This window comes from Streptomyces sp. NPDC021012 (genome assembly GCF_044333355.1).
Classification (GTDB): Bacteria; Actinomycetota; Actinomycetes; order Streptomycetales; family Streptomycetaceae; genus Streptomyces.
In genome coordinates this window covers 171,211-182,420 of sequence record NZ_JBIRQU010000013.1, presented here as the reverse complement: position 1 = coordinate 182,420, position 11,210 = coordinate 171,211, and the positions used below count along the sequence as shown (strand labels likewise).

4 protein-coding genes are annotated in these 11,210 nt (G+C 64.6%); 2 read left to right on the top strand and 2 right to left on the bottom strand.

The window, feature by feature from the left end:
• Both ACH4TP_RS33050 and ACH4TP_RS33045 read right to left on the bottom strand, forming a co-directional pair.
• On the bottom strand, nt 1-290 hold a 290-nt coding region (locus ACH4TP_RS33050), incomplete at its 3' end, for a hypothetical protein (RefSeq protein WP_398440025.1).
• 216 nt (nt 291-506) lie between these two features.
• The gene (locus tag ACH4TP_RS33045; RefSeq protein ID WP_398440024.1) at nt 507-3,737 is read right to left on the bottom strand and encodes an FG-GAP repeat domain-containing protein; all 3,231 of its coding nucleotides are present in this window, start codon (nt 3,735-3,737) and stop codon (nt 507-509) included.
• Nucleotides 3,738-4,598: 861 nt separating this feature from the next.
• On the opposite strand from ACH4TP_RS33045, the gene ACH4TP_RS33040 reads away from it, so the two are divergent.
• Together ACH4TP_RS33040 and ACH4TP_RS33035 are read left to right on the top strand one after the other, a co-directional pair.
• The gene (locus ACH4TP_RS33040; RefSeq protein ID WP_398440023.1) at nt 4,599-10,760 is read left to right on the top strand and encodes an RHS repeat-associated core domain-containing protein; all 6,162 of its coding nucleotides are present in this window, start codon (nt 4,599-4,601) and stop codon (nt 10,758-10,760) included.
• On the top strand, nt 10,757-11,170 hold the full coding sequence (locus tag ACH4TP_RS33035; RefSeq protein WP_398440022.1) for a hypothetical protein: 414 nt from the start codon (nt 10,757-10,759) through the stop codon (nt 11,168-11,170). The genes ACH4TP_RS33040 and ACH4TP_RS33035 overlap by 4 nt, the downstream gene beginning before the upstream one ends.
• Nucleotides 11,171-11,210 lie beyond the last annotated feature (40 nt).

Sequence of the window (11,210 nt, the reverse complement as noted above, 5' to 3'; positions counted from 1 at the left end):
CCGGGGCGCAGGCCTGAGGGGCCGCAGACGTAGACGGCGACGAGACCGGCGACCTCCGTGCAGTCGTTGGCCTGTGCGGTGAATCCCTGGGGGACTCCCGCTCCGTCTCCGGCCGGTCCGGTCAGCGGCTTGGTGGAGAAGGCGATCACGGTCTTGCCGTCGGGGGTGCCGGACTCCACCTTGGGGGAGAGGCGCGGCGCGGTACCGGGAGCAGCGACCTGGTCGTGCACGGACAGCCGCAGGACGATGTCGTCGGCTGTGGCTGTGCTGGAGTTCGTGAGTGTCGCCATGGTGAGGAGTCCGGTGGCGGCGCTGAAGGCTGCTATACGGCGTGCTGCTTGGTTCATGAGTCCTTCAGTGTGGGGTGACTTGTGAGCAAGGTCTTTGACAGGGCCTAGCTCTGAAACGTCAGCTGGTTTGACTGGCTCATTGGGGGGATACAGGGCGGGCCGCCCCCTTTCCGGGAGCGGCCCGCGCAGATGGGAATCTGATCGGTCGGGGACCGGCTAGAAGATGCCGGTGATAGCTGTTGCCCAGCCACCAGTGCCCGAGAGGTGAGGCAACCCATGTCCGGTAGAACCGCCGGGATAGGTGAGGAGGCAGCCGGTGGGGCAGAGCCTGCTCGTCCAAGTACCTGACTCGTCCATGTACTGGACGGGGGAGTCGGGGTCGGCGGGTGTGGTGGCCCAGATGTCGCCGTAGCCTTCACCGGTCGTGGGTTCGAACTGCTTGAAGTTCGACTGCGTGCCCTCGTCGTTGAACGTGACTGACTTGACGGTTCCCTGGATGTTGCCCGGTGAGGTGAGGTAGGGGCGCTGGGCCCAGCCGCCGCTGCCGTATTCGGAGCGGACGCCGAGGGAGAAGGTGCAGGAGTCGGGGCAGCCGGTGATCTTGCCGGGGTAGAGCCACAGCTTGCCGGTGGTGGGCTCGCGGCCGACGAGGTCGTCGATGCCGTCGCCGTTGATGTCGTCTACGGCCAGGTTGGTGAAGTCCCTCCATCCACCAGTGCCGAGGGAGGTCGACGTTGTACTGAAGGTCCCGGTCTGGTCCTGCGAGCCGTCAGCGGCGATCCTGCCGCTGTAGAGCAGGAGTTGGGCGTTGACGCAGTTCGCGCGTGTTTTGGGGTTGTCCCAAATGCATTCGACGGTGATGAGGTCGTTTCCGGGCTTACCGTCGATGTTGCCGGGCAGTACGATCTGGCGCAGGCCGAGCCAGTCTTCCTGAGCCGGGTGGTTGATCTCCTGGCGGGTGTAGACCCAGGGGGATCCCATTCCGTTGCCCGGGTAGAGGAAGAGCTTCCACCTGTACTGGCCGTCGTCATCCTTGACGTAGAGACGCACGAGGAAGTCTTCGTAGCCGTCCGGTCCGATGGTAGGGCTGAGGAGGTTCGCGAGGTCACCGCCGTGGGCGATGAGCGATCCGCTCCAGCCGCCGGTGCCGACGTTTCGTGCCGGCGCAAGGGATCCGAGAGTTCCGTTGCCCGCGTAGAACGACAGCTTGCCGTCGGTGTCGGTGGCGACGAAGTCGGCGTATCCGTCTCCGTTGAGGTCTCCACGGCGGTCATGGGGGTAGGCGCCCTCCGTGTTGGGGGTGACCCCGGGCTCGTAGACCATCTCGGACTTAGTGGTGCTTAGCTGCACCGCTTCCTTACCGCCGTCGACTGGGGAGTGGTTGCCGGCGGCGTCGTACGCCACGGCGTAGATGGTGCTGTACGGGTAGGTCGCAGGGGTGAAGGTGACGGTGGCGGTGTTGTTCGCGTCCGTGCCGGCATTCACCCACGTTCCGTTGGAGCAACGCCCGTTGCCGATGGAGACGTAGTGGTCGGCCCAGCAGTAGCCGACCACGTCGGCTGCGGGGTGGGTGAGGCGGAGCGTGACGGGCTTGCGGGCCGGATACAGGTCCCTGGGCCGGAGGGTGCCGTCCGGGTTTGTCGTGCTGCCGTCTTCATTGGCGGGGCTGCCGTCGGTGTTGAGGACCTTCACAGCTTCGCTTGGGCCCTTGGTGTCGACGGTGAAGGAACAGGCAGCGGTAGGCGCACTGTCGGGGCCTTCGCCATCGATCGCATACACACTCCACGTGTACGTGCCGTCGACAAGGGGCTTGGAGGGCATCGTTACCGACGCCCACTGACCGCTCGTCACCCACTTATAGTTCGGGTTCGGCGCGAAGGAGACAGCCGTGCCACTGGAGTTCTTGACAGAGAAGACGGCGTTGACCATGCCGCCGTCACGGTCGCTGACCTTGGCCGTGAGAGCGACGCCACTGTTGCCGATGGCAGTGCCACAAGACACCGGCTTGTTGCCCTCACCCGAGGGGACCCAGGAGCCCTCATAAGCGGCCGAGGCCTCCACGGTGGGCTTGAAGTTGTAGTCGACCTCAAGGACCGGGTTGTTGTGGAACCGCTTGAAGCTGTTCACGTCGCCGAGGTAGCTGTCCGGGACGCGCAGCCCGAAGACGAGGGGGTCCCAGCCGCTGTTGGCAGCCTGCTGGACGTAATTGGTGAGGGCGGTGCTGGTGAACTCGTGCCCGGGTTCGTTCTCGGGGCAGTACGTCTTGTTGAAGCCAGGGAAGGAGTCGGAGTCGAGCCTGCTCCCCCAGTAGTTCCCTTGAGAGTTCCACGTCGGAGTGGTGGTGATGTCCTTTGCGGACCACAGTTCCATCGGGCCTGTCGTGCTGGCACTGCAGGCCCAAGAGTGCGTCTGGATCACGGCGAACTTGGCGCTGGTGATGGTGGCACCCTGCAGGCCGTTGGTGTTCATGGCGAAGAACGAACGAGTGTCGCCGTCACCGTTGAACCCGACCCGCGGCTCGTCGGCCGGGGTGGAGGAGTTCCAGCCCGACCCATTGGGGTAGGCGGCGCTCGGCGTCGCCGAGTACACCACCGCCCACTTCTCACGAGACCCACCGCTGAAAGGCGGGTCGATGACCAGCGGGAACTGGTCCGCCGTTGCGAGAAGACCAGGGTCCGGAGCCAGCGTGAGCGTGTTGCCGCTCACGTCCACGGAGACAGGGGCGCTGCTGGGGGCCTCGGACTCCGAAGCCTCGGCAGAAGCCATCATCGTCGACATACCGGCCGCGACTGCCTGCTGCTCCTCGGGAGCAGTCGCCGGCTGCTCCCACATCTTGGGTGCTGGCGCGCTGAAGACTGTCTCGCCGGCCTCGTCCTTGGCCAGGAGCTTGTGGTCGGCGGTTTCGGTGAGGGTGACTCCGTCGGTCTGGACGCCGAGTTCGATGCTGCGCAGGGCTGGATTGGCTGCAGCCTCGGGGGTGTTGACGACCAAGTGCTGAGCGAAGCCGTCGACTTCGGCCATGAGCTTCAGATCTACCCCGGGCAGTACCGAGCGGTACGTCACGGTGTCACCGCTGATGACCGGTTCGGGCAGGGAGCCCGGCCAGGACAGGGCAAGCCTCTTGCCGTGCTTGACCATCGTGGCCAGCGGCTGGGAGCCACCACCCGAGAAGGCGATGGAGAAGGCCGGAGCAGTTGGTGCGATCGACCCGTCGGACTTCTTGACGAGCGTCGGATCGGTCTGACGCCACTGTCCCTCGAACCGTGTCCACTTGGGAGTGGCGTAGGAGCGGCGGGTGGTGCTGCCGTCGGGGTTGGCGAAGAACTCGGCCGTCTCCTCGCGACGGTCGATGATCTCCACACGCTGGCCCGTCCGTGCGGCCGTAGCGAAGGCCGTCTTCTCGAACTCGGCCTCCGGCGCCGCAGTCTTGCCCGCAGTCTCGCCCACGGTACTCACGGTCGCGGAGGTCTCGGGCAGGGCTACAGCCGCCGAGACAGGCAATGCCATCGAGGCGGCTATTGCCAGAGCGATCGACCTGCGGCCGCGTCTGGATCTGGTGGTGCTCATGTTCTGTGGTGCCTTTCCGGAGGACGCGGCTGTCTTTACAGGCAAGAAAGCGAATCCTGTCTCTCCCGGCGCCGGACTCTATCCCGAGTACGGATATGGCGATACACCGGGCGCCCCTTTCGTCGCACTCGAGGTGCGTTCCCGGTGTGAAGATAGCGCTACAAGAGGAGTTAGGGAGTCCACGTGTTGCTTACTCGAGAACATGCGGCTTTTGTCCCTTCGTGGAGCATGAAAAGGCTGGTTGGACGGTTGGTCGCGCTTGCAGGAGGCCGTCGTGGATTGGTGAGCGACGACCTGTCTATCCGGAACAAGGCTTCACAGTTGTGCTTGCCAAGTGTGCATGTCGCAGTGTTGGATGCGAGTGATCATTGGACTTTCATGTTCTTCATCGGGGTGGGTGTTTAAATGTTGTTCCGCCGTGGCTTTGCCATGCCTATTTATAGGCGGCTGGAAGGGCGGGCGGTGAAGCAAGCGCGAACCGGGATTGCCGGAGTTCTCTCCGCAGCCCTGAGTGTTTCCCTTCTTTCCGCACCTGCATGGGCCGTACAAACCAAAACTCCAGGGCCTCCGCCTGTGCCGAAGACTGAGTCGGTCAACGGCACCGACTACATGCCCGCAGGGCTGAAGAGAGGACGCAAAGCGGCCCCGCCCTGGCAAGCACCGCCAGTCACCTGGCCCACTCCCGCCACGCAGCAGCTCACCGTTGATGCCGGAGCACAGAACCGTGTGACGGTCGGCGGAATGCCGGTCCGCCTCAGTCGCGCCGCCTCGCACGCGAAGAAGACCAGCACCGGCTCCGACCGGCTGGAGCTCGCGGTCAAGGACCGCGCCACCGCCCAGAAGGCCGGAGTCGAAGGCCTGCTGATGTCGCTGCGCGACACCGACCCGGCATCTACCCCTGCGAACCGGCTCAATGTCGAGATCGATTACACGGTCATCCGCGGCGCCTATGCGGCCGGGTGGTCCTCCCGCCTGCGCCTCGTGACACTCCCGGCATGCGCGCTGACGTCTCCCGAGAAGCCGGAGTGCCGCAAGCAGACACCGCTGGCGACCGAGAACGACACCAAGAACCACACCCTGAGCGCCACACTCACGACCGGTCCCTCCACGCCCCAGGTTTCGGCGACCGGCGGCGCGACCAAAACCTCCTCCACTCTGTCCTCGCTCGCGATGAACACGGCAGGTGCCACCGTCCTGGCGGCGACTGCTGGAACCAGCGGTGGTGAGGGGTCTTTCAAGGCGACCTCGCTGGCCGCCTCCGGCTCCTGGTCTGCCGGCGGGAACTCCGGCGGCTTCGGCTGGAGCGTGCCCATCGACGTCCCCACCGCGCCCGGTGGCCTCGTCCCGAAGATCGCCCTGTCCTACAACTCCTCCGCGATCGACGGACGCACGGCATCGACGAACAACCAGCCGTCGTGGATCGGCGAGGGCTGGGAGTACTCGCCCGGCTTCATCGAGCGCCGCTACGCCTCCTGCGAGAACGACAAGCAGGACGGCAACAACGCCAGCATCAAGACTGGTGATCTGTGCTGGAAGTCGGAGAACGCCACCCTCTCCCTCGACGGCTCCTCCAACGAGCTCGTCTGGGACGCCGCCAAGAGCACCTGGAAGCTCGAAAGCGACGACGGCTCCCGCATCGAGCGCGTCTACGACAGTACGCCGAACAACTCGGGTGACGAGGACTCCGAGTACTGGAAGGTGACCAGCCTCGACGGCACCCAGTACTGGTTCGGCAAGAACCGCCTCCCGGGCTGGGCCACCGGAAAAACCGAGACCAACTCCGTCTTCACTGTCCCCGTCTACGGCAACCACACCGGCGAACAGGGCCACGCAGACGACTACGCCTCCTCGGCCGAACAGCAGGGCTGGCGCTGGAACCTCGACTACGTCGTCGACCCGCACGGCAACGCCATGGCCCTCTACTACACCAAGGAACAGGGCCACTACGCGCAGAACAGCAAGATCGACGACCCCAAGTCCTACACCCGCGGCGGCTACCTCAACCGCATCGACTACGGCCTGCGCGCCGACGCCGTCTATACCACCACCAACCCCGCCGGGCGCGTCACCTTCACCACCGGCAACCGCTGCACCGCGACGGACTGCACCTTCGACAAGGCACACGCCACCAGCTGGCCCGACACCCCCGTCGACCTGGACTGCACCTCCGGCACCCAATGCCTCCAGGCCGCTCCGTCGTTCTGGACCAAGCAGCGCCTGACGAGCATCAACACCTACTCCCTCGTCGGCACCACCCTGCAGCCCGTGGACACCTGGGCCCTGACCCAGTCCTTCCCGGCAACCGGTGACACCTCCACGCCATCGCTGTGGCTGGACTCCGTCCAGCGCACCGCCAAGGCCGGCCCCCTCACCGACATCACCTTGAACCCCACCGTTTTCGGCGGCGCTCTGATGGCGAACCGGGTCGACGCCGCTGAAGGCCGACCCCCGCTCTACCGCAAGCGCATCACCAGCGTCACCAACGAGACCGGCGGCCAGACCCTGGTCACCTACAGCCCCACCGAGTGCACCCCGACCACGCTGCCCGCAGCACCGGACACGAACACCAAGCGTTGCTACCCCTCCTGGTGGACCCCGGACGGCTACGTCGACCCGGTCAAGGACTGGTTCCACAAGTACCTCGTCACTCGGATCGACGAGAACGACACCACCGGCGGCAGCGGCTCCGAGTCGAAGGTCACCAGCTACGAATACGCCAACGGTCCGAACTGGCGCCGTGACACGAGCGAGTTCACCCTCGACAAACACCGCACCTGGAACGACTTCCGAGGCTACGGCACCGTCCGCACCTACACCGGTGCCACCAACCGGGTGAAGACCGAGAAGGCGTACTACCTCGGCATGGCCGGCGACACCCTCGCCGACGGCAGCCCCCGCCCCGGCGTGACCATCAACGGCGTCGCCGACCGCGAGGACTTCGCCGGACGCGTTGCCTCCAGCGCCACCTACGACAAGGACGGCACCGGCGGCAAGATCGACACCAAGACCACCTACACCCCGTGGGAGTCCGCCGCCACCGCCACCCAGACGGTCAAGGGCGTCACCGACTCCGACAAGCCGAACGACCCCGCCCCCACGCTCCAGCCCAAGACCGCGTACCTCTCTGGGACCGCGACCGAGAAGGCCAGCACCCTGCTGGACGATGGCATCTGGCGCACCCTCACCACCACCCGCAGCTACGACCCCACCTACGGGCTCCTCCTCAAGGAGACCGACGACGGCGCGGGAAGCGTCGAGCCCCGTTGCGTCTCCACCACTTACGTCACTCCGGACACCACGAACTGGCTCATCGCGTATCCCAGCGAGGCCGTCACCACCGACAACACCGCGTGTCTCGACCTACCCCAGCAGGTCACCAGCCGAGTCCTCACCTACTACGACAACCAGGCTCTGGGAACAGCGCCCGAGCCGGGCAAGGCCAACTCCACCAAGACGGAACAGCTCTCCGGCTACAAGAGCGACCTGACCTCGATCTGGGACACCGTCTCGCAGACCACCTATGACGAGTACGGCCGTGTCCTGACCGCCAAGGGCCAAGACAACCAGCCGGTCACCACGACCTACGACCCGGCCACCGGCGCGCAGCCCACGACCGTCACCGTCAAGAACGTCAAGGATCACACCACCGTCACCACCTTCGACGGCATGCGCGGCGTCACCTTGACCTCGACGGACGCCAACAACCGCACGTCGAGCAGCGAGTACGACGCGCTGGGCCGGCTCACCAAGGGTTGGAGCACGGGCCGCGCCACCACCGCACAGCCCAACGCGACCTTCACCTACAGCCTCTCCAACAGCGTCCCCTCGACCGTCACCTCGAAGAAGCTCTACGAGAACGGAACCTGGGGCACCAGCACCACCTTCTACGACTCGCTCCTGCGCGCCCGCCAGACGCAGTCGGACGCCATCGGCACCACCGGCCGGGTCGTCGGTGACACCTTCTACGACAACCACGGCCGCGCCTACCTCACCAACGCGCCGTTCTACAACAGTTCCGCGGTCTCGAACGCGATGCTGGTCGTCACCCCCAACCAGATCCCGCAGGCCATGCGTAGTGAGTACGACGGCCGCGGCCGCGTCACCGCGAGCATCCAGCTCTCCCTGAACGTGGAAAAGTGGCGCACCAGCACCACCTACGGCGACTACTGGACGGCCAGCGTCCCGCCCGCAGGCGGCACTGCCACTCTCACACTCACCGACGCCCGCGGCCGCACGGTCGAAGAGCGCCAGTACAAGGACCGCAACCCGCTCATCGGCGCCGCTGCGACCCAGTACGAGAAGACCACCCGCAGCTACAACAAGGCCGGTCTGCTCGCCTCCATCACGGACACGTCCAAGCGAAACACCTGGACGTACACCTACGACCTGCGCGGCCGACTGACTGACACAACCGACCCCGACAAGGGCGCCAGCCACACCCACTACAACGACGACGGCCGCATCGACACGGTCACCGACGCACGCGGCACTCTCGCCACCACCTACGACGAACTCGGCCGCAAGACCAGCCTGCGCACCGGGTCGGTCACCGGCACCAAGCTCGCCGAGTGGACCTACGACATGGCCGGCGGCCTCGGACTGCCCGCCACCTCCAGCCGCTACGACTCCTCCATCACCGCCAACGCCGAATACAAGACCGCGATCAGGGGCTACGACACCACCGGGCAGCCCACAGGCACCACGGTGACCATCCCGTCGGTGACAGGAGAGGAACTGCTCGCCGGAACCTACACGGTCGCCACCACCGCCACCCCGGTCAGCGGCCTGCCGGCAACCGCCGCCTACAGCACCACCAACACCAACGCCACCGCGCACCTGCCTGCCGAGACCGTTACCAACCACTACGGCGCGCAGGACATGCTCGGCCTCGTCGACGGCACCCTCAGCCAGGTCTACCTCCGCGGCGCCGGCTACACCCCCTTCGGCGAGCTCGCCCAGGCCCAGCTCGGCAACCTCGGCAAGAACGTCTACCAGACGAACACCTACGAGACGTCCACCCGGCGCCTGATCACCTCCAAGATCGACCGTGAGGCGACCGGCCCCGCCACCCCCTCCAGCATCACCTACAGCTACGACCCGGCCGGCAACATCACGTCCATCCGTGACGTCCAGGACGACGGCGCCTCCCTGGACCAGCAGTGCTTCGCCTACGACTGGGCCCGCCGCATCACCGAAGCCTGGACCACAGGCGACGCCTGCGCCACCAAACCCGTCAACGGCACCGGCACCCCGAACCTGGGCACCGTCGACCCCTACTGGACCAGCTGGACCTTCACCGACACCGGCCAGCGCGCCACGGAAACCCTCCACAAGGCCGGCACCATCACGGCCAACACCACCCGCACCTACACCTACCCCACCACCGCTGGTGCCGCCCAGGCCCACGGCGTCCGCACCGTCACCGCCACCGGCGGCGTCACCGGAACGGACACCTACACCTACGACACCACCGGCAACCTCATCAAGAAGGCTCCGGCCAACGCCGGGCCCGTCCAGGACCTGACCTGGAACGAAGAGGGCAAGCTCGCAACCTCCACCATCTCGGGCAAGACGACGTCGTTCCTCTACGACGCCGAGGGCACCCGGATCATCAAGCGCGACCCGACCACCACCACTCTCTACCTGCCCGGCGGCCAGGAACTCGCACTCACCCGCAAGGCCGACACCACCGCGGCCTCCATCGCCGGCGGTACCCGCTACTACACCGTGCCCGGCGGCTCCGCCATCCGCACCAGCAGCGACGGCAAGGTCCGCCTCCTCGTCGCCGACCACCACAACACCAACACCCTCTCCTTCAGCGCCACCACCCTCACCTTCAACCGGCGCAAGACCCTCCCCTACGGCGGACAGCGAGGCGCGGCCCCCGCGCTCTGGCCCGGTTACAAGGGATTCGTCAATGGCGACATCGACCCCACCACCGGCCTGACCCACATCGGCGCCCGCGACTACGACACCAACCTCGGCCAATTCATCAGCCCTGACCCGCTGCTGAGTCTGGACGAACCACAATCCCTTAACGGCTACAACTACGCCAACAACAACCCCATAACCTTTACTGACCCCACAGGGATGAAAAGCGACGGAGACACTAAGTGTGGTGGTACAAATGGTGCCAATAGGTGTAATGCGCCTCCGAAGACTAAGCCAACGGGCGCGACCCCGGCAGACATACTGAAGGATTCAGGCAAGGGATCCACGGCGGAGGTGCATGATGGCCAGGACTCTGCAGATGAAGGCGATACGAGTGGCACCACTGCGCATATCAGCGGGTGTGTCTCGAACTGTACGATCGAAGACTTTGGCGACCCTGGCTCATTGAAGTTGGTCCTCATGTGGCTGGTCGGAGTCCTGCCCCCCGTAATGAACTTCACTGACGGTGACACTTTTACCGAAGAGCTTCGCCGTCACTTCTGGATTGAGCGGGTGAAACAGTTGATTTCTGCGCGGCCCGACTTGTACGCGGACGGGCGGACCCATGCCTTCGATTTCTCGATCGAAAACCTCAGTAAGTCTGGCGTCATGCCCGTGAATGATGTTCTAAACTACGACATCAGATCACTTGTCGGACTGAAGAAGCGTTATGAAAGTGATCCGAGTAGAGCTGGAGTTGCGACAGGGTCGTATAATCTCGATGTGCGTATCGTGAAGGGTGATGGTGATTCGTCGTACATGACGGCGGAGTTTTTCATGCACCAAAAGATGAGCAAGGGGTCCGCTACTAGGAAGATCTCCGAAGGTGGATATAAGGGTGAGAAGAATGGCCCTATATCTGCGATATCTGATCAAATCTTGAAGTGGTATCCGGACGGCCAGAAAGATGTTCAAATGAACGTCTACTGGACGGAGCAGATATACCCGCTTATCTACGGAGCTCCGCAATGAAGCTGAAATTCACAACCTTGGTCGCAGCCTCCGTTATCATCCTGTCGGGATGTGGTGGCCAGCCGTCTGGTCAGCGCGATTTTGTTGATGTCGGTCGCGTGGAAGGTGTCTGGGTTACTGGCGCCGGTGCGAGGATCGAGTTCCTCAAAGATGGAGAATTCCATCTTTCGGGAATGTTCAGGGAGGATATTCGGCCGTTGGGTGATGGGGACGTTGGTGGGGTTTCAGCGGCGAGCGGTACGTGGGTGAAATTGGGCCCCTCTGTTCAGCTGGATATTGATCCTTCCAAGTTCTTCAAGTACGGTCAGACCGTTGACCTTCAGTCGGATGTGAGAGACGGGGAATCGGTTCTGTACTTCTGGATCGACGGCGGCGTTAAAGAGGAAGACCTCTTCTCTCGCCAGCAGTAGTAACCCGCTTGGTACGGGCTGTCCGGATATCCGTTTACGA

Excerpts from the sequence above, each read along its gene's own strand:
- ACH4TP_RS33040 (WP_398440023.1), top strand. The coding sequence starts at position 4,599 with ATGCCGGTCCGCCTCAGTCGCGCCGCCTCGCACGCGAAGAAGACCAGC.
- ACH4TP_RS33035 (WP_398440022.1), top strand. The coding sequence starts at position 10,757 with ATGAAGCTGAAATTCACAACCTTGGTCGCAGCCTCCGTTATCATCCTG.